The sequence below is a fragment of the Chitinophaga barathri genome, from assembly GCF_003807585.1.
GTDB lineage: Bacteria > Bacteroidota > Bacteroidia > Chitinophagales > Chitinophagaceae > Chitinophaga > Chitinophaga barathri.
Map to the genome: position 1 here is coordinate 531925 of NZ_RMBX01000003.1, position 20459 is coordinate 552383.

14 protein-coding genes are annotated in these 20459 nt (G+C 53.4%); 4 read left to right on the top strand and 10 right to left on the bottom strand.

Going from position 1 to position 20459, the window contains the following annotated elements:
- Positions 1 to 105 precede the first annotated feature (105 nt).
- Positions 106 to 831 carry a DUF4197 domain-containing protein gene (locus tag EG028_RS07955; RefSeq protein ID WP_120515068.1) on the top strand — a complete coding sequence of 242 codons (726 nt, stop codon included), beginning with the start codon at positions 106 to 108 and terminating at the stop codon, positions 829 to 831.
- 116 nt (positions 832 to 947) lie between these two features.
- On the opposite strand, the gene dinD is transcribed toward EG028_RS07955, so the two are convergent.
- Positions 948 to 1679 (bottom strand): DNA damage-inducible protein D, encoded by a 732-nt coding sequence (dinD, locus tag EG028_RS07965; RefSeq protein WP_120515069.1) that lies wholly within the window; start codon positions 1677 to 1679, stop codon positions 948 to 950.
- Between the two features lie 122 nt (positions 1680 to 1801).
- Between dinD and EG028_RS07970 the strand changes: the two genes are divergently transcribed.
- From EG028_RS07970 to EG028_RS07980, 3 genes are read left to right on the top strand one after another with little or no spacing between them, the layout of a single operon-like run.
- Complete coding sequence (locus EG028_RS07970; RefSeq protein WP_120515070.1) at positions 1802 to 3874, top strand: TonB-dependent receptor plug domain-containing protein; 2073 nt, start codon at positions 1802 to 1804, stop codon at positions 3872 to 3874.
- 48 nt (positions 3875 to 3922) lie between these two features.
- A complete protein-coding gene (locus EG028_RS07975) occupies positions 3923 to 4507 on the top strand; it encodes an HmuY family protein (RefSeq protein ID WP_120515071.1) in 585 nt (194 codons plus the stop codon).
- A gap of 19 nt (positions 4508 to 4526) precedes the next feature.
- Positions 4527 to 5462: a DUF6607 family protein gene (locus EG028_RS07980; RefSeq protein ID WP_185096812.1), complete on the top strand. Its 936-nt coding sequence runs from the start codon at positions 4527 to 4529 to the stop codon at positions 5460 to 5462.
- A gap of 196 nt (positions 5463 to 5658) precedes the next feature.
- On the opposite strand, the gene EG028_RS07985 is transcribed toward EG028_RS07980, so the two are convergent.
- From EG028_RS07985 to EG028_RS08025, 9 genes are all read right to left on the bottom strand, one after another.
- The gene (locus EG028_RS07985) at positions 5659 to 6504 is read right to left on the bottom strand and encodes a sugar phosphate isomerase/epimerase family protein (protein ID WP_120515072.1); all 846 of its coding nucleotides are present in this window, start codon (positions 6502 to 6504) and stop codon (positions 5659 to 5661) included.
- Between the two features lie 4 nt (positions 6505 to 6508).
- A complete protein-coding gene (locus EG028_RS07990; protein ID WP_120515073.1) occupies positions 6509 to 7621 on the bottom strand; it encodes a Gfo/Idh/MocA family protein in 1113 nt (370 codons plus the stop codon).
- A 27-nt stretch (positions 7622 to 7648) separates the two neighbouring features.
- Entirely contained in the window at positions 7649 to 8365 is a 717-nt protein-coding gene (locus EG028_RS07995; protein ID WP_206614366.1) for a ThuA domain-containing protein, read from the bottom strand.
- Positions 8366 to 8370: 5 nt separating this feature from the next.
- Complete coding sequence (locus tag EG028_RS08000) at positions 8371 to 11631, bottom strand: PVC-type heme-binding CxxCH protein (protein ID WP_120515075.1); 3261 nt, start codon at positions 11629 to 11631, stop codon at positions 8371 to 8373.
- A gap of 105 nt (positions 11632 to 11736) precedes the next feature.
- On the bottom strand, positions 11737 to 13302 hold the full coding sequence (locus EG028_RS08005; RefSeq protein WP_206614367.1) for an MFS transporter: 1566 nt from the start codon (positions 13300 to 13302) through the stop codon (positions 11737 to 11739).
- Between the two features lie 19 nt (positions 13303 to 13321).
- Complete coding sequence (locus EG028_RS08010) at positions 13322 to 14395, bottom strand: glycoside hydrolase 5 family protein (RefSeq protein ID WP_120515076.1); 1074 nt, start codon at positions 14393 to 14395, stop codon at positions 13322 to 13324.
- A 92-nt stretch (positions 14396 to 14487) separates the two neighbouring features.
- The gene (locus tag EG028_RS08015) at positions 14488 to 15198 is read right to left on the bottom strand and encodes a DUF3823 domain-containing protein (protein ID WP_120515077.1); all 711 of its coding nucleotides are present in this window, start codon (positions 15196 to 15198) and stop codon (positions 14488 to 14490) included.
- Between the two features lie 18 nt (positions 15199 to 15216).
- The gene (locus EG028_RS08020) at positions 15217 to 17118 is read right to left on the bottom strand and encodes a RagB/SusD family nutrient uptake outer membrane protein (RefSeq protein WP_120515078.1); all 1902 of its coding nucleotides are present in this window, start codon (positions 17116 to 17118) and stop codon (positions 15217 to 15219) included.
- A 20-nt stretch (positions 17119 to 17138) separates the two neighbouring features.
- Positions 17139 to 20321, bottom strand: coding sequence for a SusC/RagA family TonB-linked outer membrane protein (locus EG028_RS08025; RefSeq protein ID WP_241559054.1), 3183 nt, complete (start codon positions 20319 to 20321; stop codon positions 17139 to 17141).
- Positions 20322 to 20459: the final 138 nt, after the last annotated feature.

Sequence of the window (20459 nt, forward strand, 5' to 3'; positions counted from 1 at the left end):
AAACTCGTTTAGCAAATTATGATATTATTTTGAAAAGGAAGCCCGGCGGGAGCTGGCATCTTCTTTGCTTCGAGTTGATATATTTGTATTCAAATGCCACCTGTAATGAAACACACCTACCTTGCCTGCGCCTTTTTTGTATTGCTCTTTTCCGGCTGCGAAACCACCCAGCAGATCATTAATAACCTGCCCACCACCACAACGGGCCAGCCAAACAGCCTCCAGATAGCCTCGGGGCTAAGGGAAGCGCTTACCATAGGCACTCAAAATACCGCCAACCGCCTCTCAGCGCCAGACGGCTTTTTCGCTAATGCCATGCTCAAAATACTGATGCCCCCCGAGGCGCAGAAGGTAGAATCCACGCTGCGCAATGTAGGGCTGGGCGGCGTAGTGGACAAGGCCGTTCTTGCCATGAACCGCGGCGCTGAAGAAGCCGCCAAGTCCGCCGCTCCCATCTTCATCAACGCCATCCGCCAGATGAGTATTACCGATGCCATCGGCATCCTGCGGGGAGGCGATTTTGCCGCCACCAATTATTTCAAACAGAAAACCACAGCCGCACTCACCACCGCATTCAGCCCGGTGATCAACAATGCGCTGAAAAAAGTGGACGCCACCAAATATTGGGCGGATGTATTCACAGTATATAACCGCTTCTCAAAAACCCCGGTGAATACAGACCTGACGGCCTACGTGACCGAACGGGCCATCAACGGTATATTTTATGAAGTAGGACTGGAAGAACAAAAAATAAGAAAAGATCCCGCCGCCCGCGTGACCGACTTGCTGAAAACAGTATTCGGCAGCCCACTTGCGCAGAACCGCTACTAAAAGGAGTTATTCAAGATATTTACCGTATGATAAACTGCCTGAGCTGGCAAAGAGGATCGATGAAGTGATCCCTGAGCTGGAGAAAAAAACGACGTTTTAGGGTTTTAATAAAATACTCATTTCTGCTTCCCCTTGCGGGGCTTTTGAATATCTTTTAAAACCTGTTTATTTTCGCCATCAAGCTTTCGTTGAATTTTTTTAACATCCTCAGCCGGGGGCAGTTGTTCTGGTTTTACTCCCCTTTCATGGAGCATTTTCCTCACCGCCAGATTATTATCTATGTGTTCTTTAGATATCGCATTTTCACCTGCAAGATCTTTCTCAATAACGTTGTGGCTTGTTAGCTCGCTTGCAAAATCCTTCGCCTTAATAGTAAGTGTCGGTAAAAAATCGGCCAAGGGCCTACTCTCAGGAACCCTCAATTTCTTTTTCATATCTGCGGTATTAAAACCTCCAAACAATGCCTGATCAACCTTACTCCTGATTATAGCAAACCCCCTTTCATCAACTCCCCGTTCGAAAATCACACCGGAAAGTTTGTTTTCCGATTTTGATAATTTCTCTCTTGCATTAACCCGGGCAATATCTATTAACCGCTGTTCTATTATTTCCTGCTTCCTCGTTTGAACCGCAAAATAAGTCTGTGCGAAAGCAATCTCCGACTTCCCCGCATCACCATTCTGGGCAACCAGGTAACATGCATACCTAGAAAGTGCCATATCATCAATTTGGCGTTGAGCTCCTTTAGCCAATCCGATCATTTTCCCGATATCAGCAAAATGATCAGAAATCTTAGCCCCGGCATTATGACAGGCCTTTTTTGCTTTTTCAAGCACTTTAGCAAAAATATTTAAATGATTGCACCCGCCCCAAAGCTGTTTTTCCCGATCGCGTAACTATATTTCCCTTTTGCGTAACAGTTACGATTTTCCCCTTCCTACATTTGCGGCTCAGCTTCAGACTAGCCAACATGTACAGATATATACTCTTATGCGCCTGCATTTTGCGGGCAGGCATTTCTTTTGCCCAAACCGACACCACCGCCGCCGGCAAAGACCTGCAGGAGGTAGTGGTCACTGCCACGCGAAACGAGCAGCAGGCAGGCAAAGTGCCCATCCCCGTCACCATCATCAACAAACAGCAACTCCGCTCCATGGGTGCGGTATTGCTGCAGCAGGTACTGGCAGAGCAAACCGGCCTGTTCATCACCCCGGACCATGGTACCGGTGTACAGATGCAGGGGCTGGACGCGCAATATGCCCTTATCCTCCTCAACGGCGAACCGCTTATCGGCCGCACCGCCGGTACTTTGGACCTCAGCCGCATCATGGTCGGCAATATCGAAAGGATAGAGATCATCAAAGGCCCCGTGTCTTCGCTCTATGGCAGCGACGCACTGGCAGGCGTGATCAATATCATTACTGACAGCAAAAGCCGCCAGGGTTTTACCAGTATAGACAGCCGTTACGCCACCAACAATACTTTTAATGCCAATGCGGAAACCCGCCTGTTCGGCAAACGCAGCGCCTTCAGCGCCAGCGCCGGATATCTCAGCAGCGACGGTTATACCCTGGGAGACGGCGCCGGAAGCCCAACCTCCGCGCCTTTCAGATCACTCACCCTGCAATCCCGCTGGCAGCAGGACTGGAGCAAACAATTACAGACATCCCTCTCCGGCCGGTATTACCGCCAGCGGTACGACAGCTACTTCCAGGATACCAAAGGCACCGTGGACGATATCGGGAAAGAACAGGACGCCAATATTTCCCTCCAGGTAAAACATACGCCCAACCAGGATTTCAGGCAGACGTTCCGGTTGTATTACTCCCGTTATCACACGCAGGAAGACATGATCTACCGGCAGAACAAAGCGATTTACGATACTTCCTACTTCACCCAGCAATACATCAAACCGGAATACCAGCTGGACTGGCAGGTACATCCCAAACACCTGCTCACGGCAGGATTGGGATATGTGCGCGAATCCGTTGAAGCCACCCGGTACGATGAAAAGATGGCGTTTAATACCGGGTATCTTTTCCTCCAGGAAAACTGGCAGCCGGCAGAACGCTGGAATATATTGCTGGGCGGCCGTTTCGATATGCACGATCAATACCCCTCGCAGTTCAGCCCCAAACTGTCTGCCTCCTATAGATTCCTGCCGCAGTGGCGTGTGATGGCTTCGGTGGGAAGAGGATACCGCGCCCCGGATTTCAGGCAGCTGTACCTGCATTTTAATAACGCCGCCGTGGGTTACACCGTGGCCGGCACCCGGCTGGCAAAGGATATACTCCTCCAGATGCAGCAACAGGGCCTGATCCGCCAACTGTATGTGGATCCGGAGAACCTGAACGAACTGGATGCGGAAAGCTCTTGGTCGTACAACCTGGGCGTGCAGGGCAAACCTTTCAAAAGCAGCCATGCCAAGATGAATTTCTTCTACAACAAAGTGAGCAACCTCATCGATACACGCCCTATTGCCGAGAAAACAAACGGACAGCGGGTATTCAGCTATATCAACCTCAAAAGCATTGCCACCTGGGGCGCAGAAGCCGAATGGGAACAGCAGATCGGGGAACATTTCCGCGCATCCGCCGGTTATCAATACCTCATGAGCCGCGACAATGAACTGTACAAACTGGTAAAAGACAAACAGGTATACACGCAGGATAAAGAAACACGCGAAACACGTGCGCTCAAAAAGAGCGAATACTTCGGGCTGTTCAACCGCAGCCGCCACACCGGCAACTTCAAGCTCAGCTACATCCATACCCGCCTGGGCCTGGACTTCAACGCCCGGCTGCTGTACCGCGGCAAATACGGTTTTGCCGACGAAAACGGGAACCAGGTGCCGGATACAGACAGTGAATTTGTAAAAGGTTACGCCACGGTAAACGTTGCGGCGGCCAAACTGCTGCTGCAAAACCGCCTGCGGATACAGGGAACGGTGGAAAATCTTTTCGGGTATACGAACGCTTCCTATATCCCAACCCTTCCAGGGCGGCTGTTTTCAGTAGCGGTCGGTTACACGTTCAATCACTAAACAAACATTTAATCATCATTCACTTATAAAACGTATAAAACGCAGTATATGAAAAGACAGAAATTTTACCTCGGCGCATTGGCTGTAGCGGCATTTTCCATCACCGCCTGCAGCAACGACGATGATGTGAAGCCTGAGCCCAAACCGACCATCGTATCTACCACCGCCGTCAACGTGAACGCGGACGCGGCAAATACCGGGAAATTCACCCTGTTCAGCTTCGCGGACAATAAAGTGATCGCCAATGCGGATTCCGCCACCACCAAATGGGACATCGGTTTCAGGGCTACCACCATCATCATCAACGGCGGCACCAGCGGCCCCGGCAGCGCACAGGCGCAGGTACTCACCGGCGTATACAACGAGCTCACCGCCGCGCCCGAAGCAGGATATGCCGCGGACGGAGCTACCAAAGCGATCACCGGCTGGTACAATTACAACATGACCACGCACATCATTTCACCGGTAACAGGTAAGTTTTTTGTACTGAAAACCGCCACCGGCAAATACGCCAAAGTGGAAGTGACCAGCTATTACAAAGATGCACCCGCTTCACCGACCCAGACTTCCGAATCCCGTTATTATCATTTCAGGTATGTATACCAGGCAGACGGTACGCGCAATTTTAAATAAACCATAAAGCTTTTCATCAATGAAAAAAACGATCATCTCCGCTATTGCCCTTGCTTTCGTAGCAATGAACGGCAACGCGCAGGACAAGCTCGCACAGGACAAAGCCGCCATCAAAAATCTCTGCGGCTGCCACGACGTTACATTCGAATATTCTGAAACATTCCCGGCAGACACCAATTACAAGCCGAAAGGTTACAAAAAGACCAGCGGCGCCATTGAATACATCACTGTAGCCGAAGAAGGCCCGCGCCGCATCGTGCTCCAGCACCTGCTCATCGCCGGTGGCGATGTGATCAAACACTGGACGGAAGATTGGCAGTACGAAAACCGCACCCTGCTGAGCTTCGACAAAGACGACCAGTGGAAAAAAACAGAGCTCCCCGCCGCAAACGTAAAAGGCCAGTGGACGCAGAAAGTATTTGGCGTGGACGATGAGCCCCGTTACGAAGGCTCCGCCAGCTGGGTACATGCGGATGGAAGGCATTACTGGGAATCCACCAGCAGCGCTCCCCTGCCCCGCCGCGAATACACCACCCGCAGCGATTACAACGTGCTCGTGCGCACCAATCACCACGAGATCACTTCCAAAGGCTCCATCCACGAGCAGGACAACCAGAAGGTAGTCCGCACAGACGGAACCGACAAAGTGATCGTTGGCGAAAAAGGCCTCAACACCTACAACCGCGTGGACGATGCACAATGTGAAAAAGCCATCGCCTGGTGGAATGAACACAAAGCCTTCTGGGCGCTGGTACGCAAAGGCTGGGACCAGCTTTACCAGGACAACTCCACCGTTACACTGCAGAAAAAAGTGAACGATACCCCGCTGTACAAAGCCATGGGTGAACTGGAGAAAAAAGCGCACGACAAAGAACTGACCGGCGCCGCACTCGAAAAAGCCATCGCATCCACCTTGCAGCAGTTTGCAGGCAGGAAGGACGTGAGCATGAAATAATTCAACCCTGAGAAAGTGATCCCGTTCCTGGTTCTTCCGGGAGCGGGATCTGTATTTATAGTCAGTTCATTTATCAGCTAATGAATAGAGGGCGCCAAATAATTGATTATCTACACAAAAGCAAAAGGCGGCTTCTCTTTCGAGAGAACCGCCGATTGTTCCACGTTTCCAGTTACTGAATCAAAAAAAGCCGTTATTAAAAAATACTCCTGTAAAATGTTGCCCCTTCGGCAGCCAGTTCGTCCGCGCTGTTTGCCAGCGGCCGCCAGATACAGGCCGCGCGGGCCAGTTCTTTTGACGGCGCGCCAAAGGTTTCCAGCACGATAGCCCCGTTGTAACCGATCTCTTTCAGCGCGTCGCGGATGCCGGGCCAGTCCAGGTGGCCGGTGCCGGGTGTACCGCGGTCGCTTTCATTGCCCTGCACATGGCAGAGCAGCTCACCGCCTATTTTGCGGATCGAGGCAGGGATATTTTTCTCCTCGATATTCGCGTGAAAGGTGTCCAGCGAAATGCGGAGGCTGGGATGACCGGCTTCTTTTACCAGGTCCAGGGCCTGGTCCACTGTGTTGATCATATCCGTTTCAAAGCGGTTCAGCGGTTCCACTCCCAGCAATACGCCATGATCCGATGCGGCTTTGGCGGCTTCGCGGAGGCCCTGCAGGCACCAGGTTCTTTCCTGCGCCTTTTGTTCAGGGCTTACGATACGCGTTTTGCCGACGGCTGCGTAGAGCGGGCCGGTGAATACGGGACTGCCCATCTGCTCCGCAATGCGGGTACAGTCTATGATGTAATCCAACGCCTGTTTGCGGATGCCTGCATCTTCCGAAGAAAGATCACGGTCCGGCCCGAAAGCGCCGCTGATGGTAATCTTCAGGCCGGTGTCCCGCGCCATGGATTGTAATTGCTGCCAGTCTATCAGTCCCGCGTCCTCCACCGCTACCTCTATGATGTCGTATCCGGCTGCTTTGATCTTTTGCAGCAGGTGAAACGATGCGGTGGAAAAAGGAGAAACCCAAACGAATGTGCTAACGCCTCTCTGCATATGCTTAACTTTCAAAATCAGGTATCTGTATACGTTTGCCGTTGTTCATCGCGGACTCGTGCGCGCAGATGCCCGCGCAGGTGTAGTTTGCCGCAATGTGCGCATCCACCGCGGAATAACGGTTTTCTGTGATCGCCGCGAGGAATTCCTGCACCAGGTGAGGATGCGAGCCGCCATGGCCCGCGCCTTGCAGGAAAGACACGTGATTAGGATCGTCTATCTTTTCCCTTTTGGTAAAATGCGCGATCTCCGGGATCAGCAAAGCGTCCGTATCGGGTACATTGATGCGTTTTGCGTTTTCGCCGCCGTCGAAGATGACGTGTTCTTCATCCTGCAACTGCTCCCATTCGAAAGACATTTTAGTGCCGTATACATCATAACTTTCACGGTACTGGCGCACCACGTCAAAAAGAGAACGGGTGGCCTCGGCTACCACGTCGGAATTTTTGAGGGTGAAGGTGGCCGTTTCCACGGCAAAAGGAGAATTGTACCGTTTGGCGAGATCGTCGCTGAGGCGGCCGGAGCCGTGGCATACCACGGATTCAGCTTTCGTATTGTTGATGCGCAGCAGCGGGGAAATCGCGTGCGTGCCGTTCAGCATGGGCGGATACCCTTTCCAGTATTCGTCCCAGCCGGGCATGCTCATATCCTGGATGTGCGAACCGCGTACAAACTGGATGCGGCCCAGCTGGCCTGATTCCGCGAGATGCAGGCCGTACAGGAACTCACGGGTGTACAATGCGGTTTCCATCATCATATACACTTTGCCTGATTTTTTTCTTGCTTCCACGATGGCTTTACAATCTTCCACCGTCATCGCCATGGGAATGGTGCAGGCGGTGTGTTTGCCCGCATTCAGGGAGGCCAGTGTCATTTTCGCGTGTTCGGGCACGGGTGTTACAATGTGGATAGCATCTACGTCCGCGCGTTTAGGCACATCTTCGTAATTGGTAAAGATGAGGTCATCATCCAGGTTAAACTTTGCTTTCAGCTCTTTCAGCGTTTCCGGATTGCGCGTACAGATACCTACGCGTTTGATGGCGGGATGGTTCTGATAAATGGGTATAAACTCTTTGCCAAAGCCCATTCCAACGATTACTACCGTGATCTGTTTCATTGTATATTCTGATTTGTTATTGAAAATTTATTTACGCGCCGCCCATTTCACGGCATTCCGCAGGATGGTCTGGTATGCTTCCAGCTCATGGGAAGCTGCATCATGGCCCAATGCAAAGCCTACGATACGCGCCTTCGGATTTTTCACCACAAACAACGCGGGATGCGTTACGCCAGCTTCGTTTTTGCTGGTGGCCAGCACACGGATGCCGGGGCCGGCGGGGTCTTCGTTGTAGTGATACAGTTCATCATCCAGTTTAAAAGTTTTGGGAACATTTTTGGTGATGGGATGTTTGGAATCATTCACCGTAACGGTGAAAGGGCCGTATTTTTCATGGGAACGGCTGCCGCCGCTGACCAGTTTAAAATTGTAGGTAGGCCAGTCTCGCCAGTTGTACCAGATGGATGCATGCGCCAGCACCAGGCCTTTACCCGCATCCGTAAATGCGAAAATGGCTTTGCGGGTCACGGAATCCTTGATGGGTTGGTTGTTGGAGAGCATCAGCACGTCTGTTTCAGGCAGATGTTCCAGGATGGTGGTGGGATCGTCTGTATAGGTAACCGTGGCCAGGCCGCCTTTCCGGAGCGTGGCGGCATCTTCTTCTTTGTACCAGCGGTTAAAATCGTGCGAGCCGCCGCCGCCGACCATCAGCACGCGGATCTGCGCCGCCAGCGGATTAGCTGCTATCAGCAATGCCAGGCCGAGGCCAAGGCGCATAATTGGTTTGGAAATGTGGTGTGTCATATCGTTTAATTGATTACTTGCATAATACCGTTCATTCCCCGCCAGTGGCCCGGGAAAGTGCATACAAAAGGATATTCCCCCGCCCTGGAAGGCGCGGTGAAGCGAAGGCTCACTGTTTCGCCGGGGCTTACCAGTTTCGTGGCCCATAATACTTCCGGCACTTTGGGCACGTATTGCATTTTGGAAGCCTGCGGGTCGCGCACCATCGCATCGGCCGCTGCGCCTACTTTGGGCAGGGTGCCGGGTTTGAGGATGAGCAGGTTGTGCTGCATGCCGTCCGGGTTTTCCAGCCTGATGGTCACTTTCTGGCCGGCTTTTACGGTGATGCGTTTTTTATCGTACTGCATGATGTCTTTCACTACTTTCAGGTCTATTACGATGCCGGGCGTTTCAGCACCGGGGGCCAGCGTGGATTTTTTCACCGGCCTGTCCAGCTGGAGAGTGGCGTTTTGCAGTTGCCCCGTGAAATTGAAACGGCCTTTGTAATCCGCTACTTTCTGGTCCGGCAGCTGTTCTTCTCCTGCTCTCAGCACTACAGTGGCGGGAGCGGTAAAAAGACCGGGAGCTTTACCTTTCGCGGCTTCTTTACCATCCACCAGGATACGTATATCGCCTGTTTTGAGCAGTTTTGCTTCCACCTCCATTTTTTCGGGCAGCGTGTCTGTGGTGACAGCCTGGTAACTTTTACCCTGCTGGTTCACCACCATGACCAGTTTACCTTCCCGGATATACAAGCCGTAACCGTTCTGCTGGTTGCCATGCGCCATGATGAGCCCTTCCACCGGGCGTTCCCTGCGTTTGCCCACGGTGCCTTTGATGATGATCTCCTTGCCGGTGATGTCCGGCGGGTTTTGCATGATAGCACGGGGATCGAGGCTGTACACGGTTTGTTCCAGGCTTTTGATCACATTTTTAGCGAAGGCGTTGGGTGCGCCGGTAGCAGCCGCAGCCAGGAATCCATCTTCATGGGTCACCGCCGCGGCAAACAGCGCGCGGCTGAGCCAGGGGTCTTTTGCGTTCTGTGCATTCAGCGCGGCTTTGAAAAGCAACGCACCTGTTTCTTTAGATGCAGGGTAATCTGCCAGACTTTTTAACACCGCCAGCCGCACCTGCAGGTTGCGGTCGTTGATAATATTACTTTGAAGGATGGCGGCCAGCCCTTTCTTCTCTTCTTTTAATACTTCCACCGCGGCCTTGCGCACGCCCGCGGCAGGATGTTTCAGCGCCCGGGTGATCACCGCCATGGAAGCGGCATCGTATGCACCGAGCCCCTGCAGCGTCCACAGAGCATGTACGGCCGGGCCGTTCAGCCCTATTTCATCCACTTTCACATCCTGTATGATCTTATACAGCGCGGGAATAGCCTCTTTGTGCTGCCCTTCCACCAGCAGGCGCTGGGCCGTCATGCGCCAGAACATGTTGTCGTTTTTCAACGCAGCCGTCAATCCCGGCACATCGCCGGCTTTCAGTTGCATGGGCGCGCTGGTTTTGCCTTTTTTGTACACCACCCTGTATATGCGGCCATGCGCCACGTCACGGAGTTTACTTTCAAAAGCGTTGCCTTTGCCATGGGGCTGCTCAGTGAAGGGCAGTACCATTTCGCGGGGGGCCTGTTCTTTTACGAATACGTTGTGCTGGATGATGAAGTTGTACCAGTCCGCCACCCACACCGCCCCGTCAGGGCCTGTTTGCGCCTGTACCGGGCCAAACCATTCATCTGAACTGGCCATGAGGTTCCAGCCGTCTTTTTCTTTAAAGCCCGCGCCATCCGGCTCTATCACGGCTTCGTGCACGAGGCGCACGGTAGGTTCGTTAATAAACGCGATACGGTTCCAGTAGGATTTCGGGAAGTTTCGCGCGGTATAAAAATGATGCCCGGTGGCGGAGGTGAAGCCGCCCATTACGTCCACCTGGCGCAGGTTCGGCGTCATGGCGTGTACATCATAGTGACCGTCTATCTTCTGCACCGCGTCCAGCGGTTGCGCGCCGCTGAGCGTGCGCTGCAGGAAGCCGGCGGGCATGGAATAATAGGCGCTGTGGGTATTGTTGGCAGTGGAAATGAATACATGGTTGTCTTCTGTGAAACCAAGGCCCCAGGTGTTGTTCGAGGTTTTGGCCAGGAAGTTGAAATCTTCGCCGTTCGGCTTAAAGTTGTATACGCCCATGGGGAAACGAAGCGGTTTGCCGTTCATCGTACCGTCAAAGCCGGAGAAACCCACCACGCCCCATATCCGGTTGTTGAAGCCGTAAATAAGGTTGGAAGGGCCGGCGTGCGTGTCCTGTTTGCCCCAGCCGGTGAACAGTACTTCGCGCACATCTGCTTTATCGTCCCCGTTCGTGTCTTTCAGGAAAAGGAAATTGGGCGCCATGGATACGATGGCCCCGCCGTTTGTGAGCACGATGCTGGTGGGGATGTTCAGGCTGTCCGCGAAGATGGTGAACTTATCCGCTTTCCCGTCACCGTCTGTATCCTCGCATATTTTGATGCGGTCGTTTGCGGCGCTGTCTATTTCGGTGAATGCGTTCGGATAATCCACGGATTCCACGATCCAGAGGCGGCCGCGCTCATCCCAGGTCATGGCGATGGGTTTGGTGATATCCGGCTCGGCTGCAAAAAGTTTGATCTCGAAATCCACCGGCACCTGCGTGAGTTTGTTGGATTGTTCGGGACTCAGCGCTTCCTGCATTTTCGGCACGAGGTACCGTTTGGTATAATCCGCAATAGTGTCCGAGTTATAAATATCCACGTCCGGTATGTTAGCCGCGATGATCTGCTGTCTTACGTTTTCGCCGAGCGCCCAGGAAATGCTGTCTTTCATTTTATCCAGGAAAAGCAGCTGTTTCCATTCTTCATCTTTCGTACCTTCCTTGGTGTAAAAGATGCGGCCTTTGCCTTCGGTGCCGGATCTGGCCGCCCATGGCGCGTTTTTGAACATGGCGGCGCCTTTGTTCAGGATCACCAGCCCTTTCCCCGAGGCTACGAACTGCTTCAGGGCTGCGTCCCTCGCGGGTGTGAGCAAAGGCGCGGAAGCGTTGATGATCACCCCGTCGTACGCTGAAAGGTTTTCCGCGTTCAGATCCGCGGCGTTTTCGGTATAGGTGAGATTGATGCCGCTTTTAAACAATTTGGTGGCCAGCCAGGTGGCGTGTATCGTGCCCTTCTGCCCCAGGAACAGTACTTCCGCTCTCCTCCCGCCGTCGTAATTGGCCGCGAAAGTGAAAGCGCATAAAGCTCCTGTGATCATCAATACAATTAATCGGTTCATGCTGTCATTCTTTGAAATAAATATTGTGTTAACCCGGGGTGACAATAGATGAGGTGTTCTGGGGGAACAATGGATGATGTATTTATCATTTCCTAAACACACATTTTAAGCCTCCGTACGCACAGGTGGCAGCAGCACGGGTTTGTAGCCGCCGCGGGAACGGAACCAGAGTATCATGCCTGCATATCCTACCAGCATAATCACCGGGAAGATGGATACGGTGCGGAGTGCGTCTTTTTTGGCGTTCTCGCGCACGGTCTGGATCGTAGCCAGTGTTTCAGGCGACGCGGCGGATAGTCTGGAAGCATCCAGTACTTTGTATGCGCCAAAGAGGCTTTGTCTTTCTTCGGTCACATATGTGCTGTGAAGAGCGGTCTGGTTAGCGACATCATACGTGGCGAGGTTGGCGTCCAGTTTTTTATCCTGTACAAAACCCAATATCACCGCGCCTATCACGCCTACGCCCACCTGGCCCACGGCGCCGGTAAAGTTGAGCGCCAATACGCCGCCTTTGGGAAACTGCTCAGCCACAACGCCCAGCATCGTGCCCCATAGGAAGGTTTTGCCCAGTGCGTATACGGTAGCCGCCAGGATGATATAAAAACCAGTTGAAAATGAGAGGAACTGCAAGCCTGCAAACGCGATCAATGCGCTCACGGCCAGCAGCCCGAGGGGTGAAAGTTTATGAACGAAAGGCCCGGAATAAAAACGGAGGATAGCCATAATGATGGACGTATAGATCAATACCCATCCGCCTTTGAACCCTACCTTCGCCATTTCCGGCGTCATCAGGTCAGTGATCCAGCTGTCTGTGCCCAGCTCAGTGGTAGCCAGCAGGATCATGATGAGCAGCAATAAAATGAACATCGGCCGGCCCCAGCTGCGCACCACCAGGCCCACCGCGCCGGTAATGGCCAGCGTCACCACGATCTTGCCGGTGAGCGACCAGTCCAGCAGGCTGCCGATCTGGAACGTACAAAGAGACACGATGATAAAAATGCCGCCGATACCTACTTCCTTCACCATATCCAGGTAGGATATACCAGCCTGCACGCGCTCGCTGACAGGGAACACGCGGTTGAAGATCATCACGCCGTATGCCAGCACCGGCACAAGAATGAAGCCCATCATATAGGTCCATTTCACACCGGTGTGCATGAGGAAGATACCGAGCAAACCCGCCAGTACCATGCCCGCCGGCCATCCGGCGTGCAGTATGTTCAGCCATTTTGTTTTTTCTTTCGGGTAAAGACTTGCCACCACGGGGTTTACCACCGCTTCGGCCGCGCCATTGCCCAGCGCGAACAGCAGGGTGCCGTAATACAGCATCCAGTAACCGTCCGCCAGTACCGTAAGCAGCACGGAGCCGCAATGGCAGAGGAATGCGAACACCATAGCGCTTTTGTACCCCACCTTGTCTATGATCAGGCTGAACAGCACGATGCTGATGCCGAAGGGCCAGAAACTCACACCAAAGATCTCTCCCTGCTGGGTCTTACTGAGGCCGAACTGTATGCCCCAGCCATCCATCAGGAAAGAGCGGAACACAAACCCGAAGGCGGATGCCACCAGTACGGTAAAACAACCCCAGAACAGCAGCCTGTCCCCGTTCTTAGGCCGGGATGAACCGGTCTGTACCTGCTGCACGGAGGCAGATGATATCATATCCATACGAATAATTTAATGTCGGTTAACGCTTGCCGGTCAGGGATTTGATAAGAGCAGTCTCCGCCGGGTCGTACGGCACGCCGTTCTGCCGGAAAATGTCGTGGAACCATACTTTAGGCTCGCCGCCGTCTTTCATGGGCGTGTCCCAGGCATAGATCGTATTGCTCTTTCCGGCTACCAGCCCCCAGTTGATCGCGATGATCTTTCTTTCCTTCAGGCCGGGCAGGATGTTTTTAAAGAAACTTCCCCTCGTGCGCGCCATGTATTCGGTGCAGATCAGGGGTTTGCCGGTAACGCGGGCCAGCGAATCGGCCACGCGGAAGTGGCTGTCGTCGTTCGTGTAGTCGTGGTATGTGATAACGTCGGAATTATCCAGTTGATACTGGGTGAGTTCTTTCAGGCGAAAGTTCCACACCCCGGCGCTCAGCGGCTGGTCCGGGTTTACGGCGCGGCCCCAGGCAAATACTTTTTGCAGCAGCGGCATGCTTTTGTTGCCATAGTTGGAATTGCCGGGCTCGTTGTATACGTCCCAGAGGAGAATGCGTTTGTCGTGTTTAAATGCGGTGAGCACTGCTTTTACATACGCTTCGAGTGTGGAGATGAGCGCGGGCTCGGTATGTAATAACTTACCCGGGTCCTGGAGCCATCCGGAATTGTGGATGCCCGGTTTGGGAGCGGGTTGCAGGCCTGGTTTGTAGGTATCGTTCCAGCAGTCATCGAAGATGACAAAAACGGTTTTAATACGATGTTTGTCCGCAATGGCAAGGTATTGTTTCATCCGGTCCAAGAACCCTTCCTTGTCCGTTTCCCAGGCCAGGTGATGCAGGTATACGCGCATCACGGTCATGCCGATGCCGGCGGCATAACCCAGATCACGGTTGATGGTCACGGGGTCGAAGGTTTCCTTCTGCCACATTTCCAACTGGTTGATGGCGTTTGCGGGATAAAAGTTGGCGCCCGCCATCCAGGGCACCTTCTGGTACCATTCATTTGCCTTTTCTTTTGACCATACCGCCCTTTCCGCCTGTGCATTCGTTTGCAATGCGGCAGATAATAAAAAGAGCAGCAGCACACATTTCATTGGGAGATTTTTCATTCGTATTGCCAGTTTTGTTTTGCTGATGGAAGGCGGCTGCTCTCCCGGAAGAGCAGCCGCGCATATTTTGATCTACGTTGATTTTCGATCTGTTACAAACTCAGTTTTACCACGGGTGAAAATATCATATCCTCCACCCCGCTCACTTTCAGCCCGATGCGTGCGTACACGTAGCTCTGGGCTGGCACAAGCACAGGGATGGTTGCGCTGAGGGCCACATTGGCCGGATCTGTGATCTCCGCACCTGTCTTGCCGGCGGATGCTATGTTATAGTTGCCCGCGCCGGACACAAAAGCGGATTTGTTGATATAAAGGTTCACCCTTTCGATATCTCTTGCATTGGCGTCTGTGATGATCTTTTCGATGTTAAACACGCCGTTCACTTTGCCCGCGGCAACACTCAGCTGTGCGTTGCGTATCATGTAATAAGGCGTTACTTCCAGGTTGAGCGCCTGGCTGCCGTTCATTCTCACGGTGATGGTATCGGGGTTGCCGGCGGCTGTTTTTTTCCAGAGGAAAGGCCCCTGGCCGTTGGGGACGATCAGTTTATATTCCCCGTTGAACAGCAGCAGGGAATAACTGCCGTCCTGTTCGAAGGAGGTGTTGCTTACCGAGCCTGTTTTACCAAAGCCAAACTGGTACACCTGGTAAGGCACCTGGTTATATTCCAGATGGATCTCTGCTCCCTGGTATTGCAGCCGTCCGCTCAGCATGGCGGAAGGCGGATCGTAGTTGTCCTTTTTACAGCCGGAGGCTGCCAGAACGGTGAGGAGCGTTACTATAAGATAGTTCAATAATTTCATGATGCCGGAGTTTTTTGGTTAATCCTGGTTCGGTTGTTTCAGGATCTTAGGATTATTTGAACGGATGTTGTCATCGATGAAGGAATAATAGTTCCCCATCCGGAACCTGTTCGTACCGGTTACGAGGGGGCTCTTCACGATCTTGAACAGCCATTTGCCATGATTCGGGTTGCCGGGATTATGCAGCTTGTAGCTCCACAGGCCAAAGGGCTGCGTGTTCCTTTTGTTTGCCGCCCCGATATTGGCCAGGAGGTCCGCTTCGGTCATGGCCACGCCATCCCAGACCACATGCGCGTTGCGCCAGCGTTTCTGGTCAAACAGGATATGTCCTTCAAAGGAAAGCTCCGCCCTGCGTTCGTGCATGATACGCGCCAGGGTGATCTGCGCGCCGGTGAGCGGTGTCACCAGCCCCGCGCGGGCTCTTACCTGGTTCATATAACCCGCCGCTACACCGGACTGGCCCAGTTCAAAAGCCGCTTCGGCCGCGTTCAGCAACACTTCCGCATAGCGGTAACGGACAAAGGGCACTTCGCTGCCGGTACCGCGGGAACCGGAGCCTGCCGCGGGATCAAGGTATTTCCGGAGATAAAAACCGGTTTGCGCGGTATGTTCCTTCCCGTTGATCGGGCCGTCGAAACCTACCACCTGTACGGGACCGGCGCCGCCGGGCAGGGTCTTCTGCTGGCCGCGCTCATCACCGGATACAATGCCGCCGTCCGCCAGCTGGTAACCAGCCCAGATGTCTACCGTACGGCCTTTGAAGGAAGTGCCGGGCAGCATCACGGTGCCGCCGAGGCGGGCGTCGCGGCCGGCGAATATGTCCACCTGCGTGTTGTAAAAGACCGGGGCGCCGCCGCCATCCTTAACCGGCAGCGGGGCGAAGGTGTTATCCAGCTTTTCGAATGACTGCACGAGGTTCAGCGAAGGGTTCAGCCTGCCGCCTTCTTCTTCTTCCGCTCCGTAGCGGGGCTGGTTCACCTGTGTGAATCCATGCACTTTGCCGCTTTTCAGCTTAAAATCTTCGATGAAGATCGTTTCGGGATTTGTACCCTTGTCGTAAAAGATAGAGGCGAAATTTTCGCTCAGATCGGGCTTTTTATTATAAAGACCGTAAGCGCCCGCGCTGCCGTCTATGATCTGCTGCGCTGCCGCGAGGGATTTGGTGAAATAACCATTTGCCATGGCGGCGGGAATACCCACTTCGCCGCCTGCCAGCGCCACCTGCGGGGTATTGGAGCCATATTTTGCGATAGAGCCCGCATACAAAGCTGCACGGCACTCCATAGCCAGCGCCGCACCGCGGCTGGCGCGGGATTTATTGTTCACGTCCGCCGGCAGGTCCATTTTGATGGCTTCGGCTTCCGCGATCACAAAATCATAGATGTCTGATTCCTTCGCCCGGGGATGCTGCAGGTAGGTGGGGTCGCCTTTGAAGTCGTACAGCATAGGCTCCAGGATCAAAGGCACGCCGCCCATCCTTTTTACCATTTCAAAGAAATAGTTGGCGCGGAGGAAACGGCCTTCCGCGAGGAAACGTTTTTTGTCGCCATCAGACAGTTTGGTGGCTGCTTCGCAGCGTTGCAGGAATATGTTCAGCTCCCTGATATAGGTATAATCCCAGGTGCTCCAGAAATTATACCCCCATTCGTTGCGTCTTACGATCTCCTGCGGGGCATTGCTCTGCGAAGGGAAGGTTTCTGAAAAGTCCGCCATGGATTCCCAGCTCCTTACAGTGGAAAAATCCAGCTGGCGGTTGTATAGATTGGCGAGGATAGACAGCACCTGGTTAGGGTCTGAAAACGCCTGTTCGTTCGTAAGGATGGACGTGGGCAGCACGTTCAGGAAATCACTTTCCTTTTTGCAGCTGCTCGCCCCCGCCAGTAAGGTCAATATGCCGAATGATACTATTTTAAGTTTCATGGTTCTGATGCTTGAATGGTTTAGAATGAAAGGCTGGCCCCTACGTTGAACACCTTGCTCTGCGGGTATTGCAGACCGTTCCTGTCGTTGATCTCCGGGTCCAGGTTGTATTCTTTCAGGTTATCGAACATAAACAGGTTGTAAGCGTTCACATATATTCTCGCGCGTTGCGCTTTCACCCTGTTCATCCAGTCCCCGGGCAACGTATACCCCAGCTCGATCGTTCTCGCGCGGAAATAGGTCACGTTGTGCATCCAGAAAGTGGACCACTGGTTATTGCTATGTCCGTGATCGTTGTAGCGGAGGGCCGGATATTTGCCGGGGATCCATTTGCTGTTGCGGTCCCAGATATTTTCCCTGTGCCAGCGGTCCGTGAATATTTTGTTCAGGTTGCCGTCGTTGGTGAAAGGCACTTTCATTTCATGCTCCTGGATCCAGGTGTAGTTGCTGGCGCCGGAGAAGTCCATTACAAAATCCCAGTTGCCGTATTGCAGGCCCAGCTGCAGGCCGAAGTTCATGTTCGGCTGCGAGCCGGAAGCCCAGCCCAGCGGGCGGCGGTCGTTGCCGGTGATCTTGCCGTCACCGTCCAGGTCCGCATATTTCAGGTCGCCGGGCAGCAGGGTACGGTTACCCTGGCCGTCGATGTTCACGGGATAATTGTCTATTTCTTCCTGGCTCTGGAACTGGCCGATGTATTCCAGCACCCATTCAAAACCCTGCCAGCGGCCTTCGCCGGAGGCGAAATACTGGTCTACCGAGTTAAAGAACACGGGGTTGTAACTGGAGATAAATTTGCCGCGGGAGTAGCTGATGTTCCCGCCTACGCGGTATTTCAGCTTCTGGCCCAGTTCGCCGTTGTACTGCAAGTTGAAGTCCACGCCGGTACGGGCGTCCTGGTTGATATTTTCATCGGGGATAGCGTAACCCAGCTCGGAGGGGATCAGCACGTCGGTCTTCCTGCCGCGCAGCCCGTCGCGTTTGCGGTAATAATAATCGATGGCGCCGGAGAGTCTATTGTCGAAGAAACCGAAGTCGATACCAAAGTCCAGGTGCGAGCTTTTCAGCCAGGTGATATTACGGATGGGCGCTCCCCTGTCGCGGGACCCGATGACGGGCTTGCCATCCAGGATGGCTACGCCGTCGTTGTAATTATACCCTTCAATGTAGGAGAATTCAGCCAGGCCGAGGGCGCTGCCGTCGTCACCCAGGATGCCGTAGGAGCCTCTCAGCTTCAGGTCAGACAAAATGCGGTTGTTGCCCAGCAGGTTTTTCATAAAACCTTCTTCGGTGATGCGCCATGCGGCGGACACGCTCGGGAAATAACCCACGCGGCGGTCGGGCGCAAAGAGATAGGAAGCATCACGGCGCATGAGGCCTTCGATGAAGTATTTGTTTGCATAGCTGTAGTTCAGACGGCCTGCGATACCTGTCCTGGCCTGCCTGTAATCCTCATCCCTGTAAGTATCCGCCGTGCTGAAGTAGATCAGCGGCAGTACGTTCGTGGTAGGCACGGAATGTATCCAGTTCACCAGGCGCTGGTTGTTGATACGTTCGGACACGACCATGGCGGACACCGTGTGTTTGCCAAATGATTTGTCGTAGGTCAGCCTGATCTGCGAGCTTTGATTGATCACTTTTTCCTGGTTTCTTTCACGCCATGGGTTGATACTGCCGCCGGTGCGGGTATAGGTATCGTTTGAGGGATCGTAGGTGTAAGTGTCGTAGGTATACTCATGGTTATTCAGCAGGTTGTCCGCAAAATAATACGAGTACAGGCCGGCAAGCTTCAGGCCTTTCACACCAGGGATCTCCCATTCACCGTCCAGGTTCATCTGCAGCTGGCGCCAGTCGCTTTTGTATTTACCGGCGTGTGTGGTGTTGAGATATCCCCAGTTGGTTTCGTTGTGTTTGATATCGTTCAGATAATTGGGATTATCGTTGGCGAAAGGCCTTTCCATGGGCGTATTGCGGAGGATGGCGAAACGTGCCTGCCAGTAGTCGTCCGAATGAGGCACGCCGGGGTTCTCCCTTGTTTCCACCCTTCCGTTGATAGACATGCCTACTTTGAGGCCATTGGCCACGCGGGCGGACACATTGCTCTGGATATTGGTACGTTCAAACTTGTATTCCCTGCCCAGTACCGAGTTCTGGAACAGTCGCGTGGCGGAGAGGTAATAAGTCACTTTCTCGGTGCCGCCGGTGAAGTTCAGGTTATACGTATTTATAGGCGTGTTGCTCTTTACAATATAATCGCGCCAGTTAAAACTCTTATAGCCGTATTCCGTGCCTGCTTTGTATTTGTCCAGCTCGGCCTGTGTGATGTTCGTGGTGATGGGGTTGCCGCCTACGGGCACTACGCGGTTCATTTCCGCTTCGGCTTTCAGGCTCATGTAGTCGTATGAATTATCCAGCACGTCGATGAAACGCGTCCAGCTTTGAACGCCCCAGTTGGCGGAGAGATTGATAGAGCTGCGCTGGCCTAGTTTACCTCTTTTGGTTTGCACCACTACCACGCCATTAGCCGCGCGCACGCCGTAAATGGCCGCGGAAGCGTCTTTCAGGAAAGAGATGCTTTCAATGTCGTTCGGCGAAATATTATTGAACTGGCCCTGGTCCTGCTGCACACCGTCTATTACAAACAACGGCGCGCCCATGTTGCGTATCTGGATGCTGGCGGATGCGCCGGGGCGCCCGTCCGCCATCCTGAAAGACACGCCCGGTACCTTACCGGCCAGCGTGGTGCTCACGGTGGAGCCGCCGCGCACGTTGCCGATTTCATCCGCGGTGACGCTGGAAATGGCATTGGTAAGGGACTTTTTGCGGGTGGAGCCGTAACCTACCACCACTACGTCAGTTAAGTCCGTAGCAGAGCTGGAGAGCGTTACATTGATGCTGCTCCTCCCCCCCACCGGCACTTCCTGCGTTTTAAAACCCACCATGGTGAACACGAGCACTGCATTTTCTTTTACAGTAATGGTGTAATTGCCTTCCATGGTAGAAAGCGTGCCGTTGCGGGTGCCTTTTTCGTATACGGTCACCTGCGGCAAAATGTTGCCCGTGCTGTCTTTCACGGAGCCTGTTATTTTTTGCGTGCCTGTTTGCGCGAGCGCCGGCAGACACAACGCGCCCAGCAACATCAGCAGCAATAAGCGCAGCCGTGTTCCTTTGAGCGCAAAGATTTTAGTGTGTGTAAATTCGTTCATAAGTGAAATTGATTTTGGCAGTTAGGAAACATAGTTCTCCCATCAGGGCGCGTGCATAGTTTTTAAACGCCTTGCAATTGTAGAGTGCGGAATATATTGGAAAAGGGTTCTCCGCGGAACGTGGATCTCTTGTTAGCG

Bases quoted from the DNA above. Each gene is read 5' to 3' on its own strand.
- EG028_RS07955 (WP_120515068.1), top strand. From the start codon at position 106: ATGAAACACACCTACCTTGCCTGCGCCTTTTTTGTATTGCTCTTTTCC.
- EG028_RS07970 (WP_120515070.1), top strand. From the start codon at position 1,802: ATGTACAGATATATACTCTTATGCGCCTGCATTTTGCGGGCAGGCATT.
- EG028_RS07975 (WP_120515071.1), top strand. From the start codon at position 3,923: ATGAAAAGACAGAAATTTTACCTCGGCGCATTGGCTGTAGCGGCATTT.
- EG028_RS07980 (WP_185096812.1), top strand. From the start codon at position 4,527: ATGAAAAAAACGATCATCTCCGCTATTGCCCTTGCTTTCGTAGCAATG.
- EG028_RS07985 (WP_120515072.1), bottom strand. From the start codon at position 6,504: ATGCAGAGAGGCGTTAGCACATTCGTTTGGGTTTCTCCTTTTTCCACC.
- EG028_RS07990 (WP_120515073.1), bottom strand. From the start codon at position 7,621: ATGAAACAGATCACGGTAGTAATCGTTGGAATGGGCTTTGGCAAAGAG.
- EG028_RS07995 (WP_206614366.1), bottom strand. From the start codon at position 8,365: ATGACACACCACATTTCCAAACCAATTATGCGCCTTGGCCTCGGCCTG.
- EG028_RS08000 (WP_120515075.1), bottom strand. From the start codon at position 11,631: ATGAACCGATTAATTGTATTGATGATCACAGGAGCTTTATGCGCTTTC.
- EG028_RS08005 (WP_206614367.1), bottom strand. From the start codon at position 13,302: ATGGATATGATATCATCTGCCTCCGTGCAGCAGGTACAGACCGGTTCA.
- EG028_RS08010 (WP_120515076.1), bottom strand. From the start codon at position 14,395: ATGAAAAATCTCCCAATGAAATGTGTGCTGCTGCTCTTTTTATTATCT.
- EG028_RS08015 (WP_120515077.1), bottom strand. From the start codon at position 15,198: ATGAAATTATTGAACTATCTTATAGTAACGCTCCTCACCGTTCTGGCA.
- EG028_RS08020 (WP_120515078.1), bottom strand. From the start codon at position 17,118: ATGAAACTTAAAATAGTATCATTCGGCATATTGACCTTACTGGCGGGG.
- EG028_RS08025 (WP_241559054.1), bottom strand. From the start codon at position 20,321: ATGAACGAATTTACACACACTAAAATCTTTGCGCTCAAAGGAACACGG.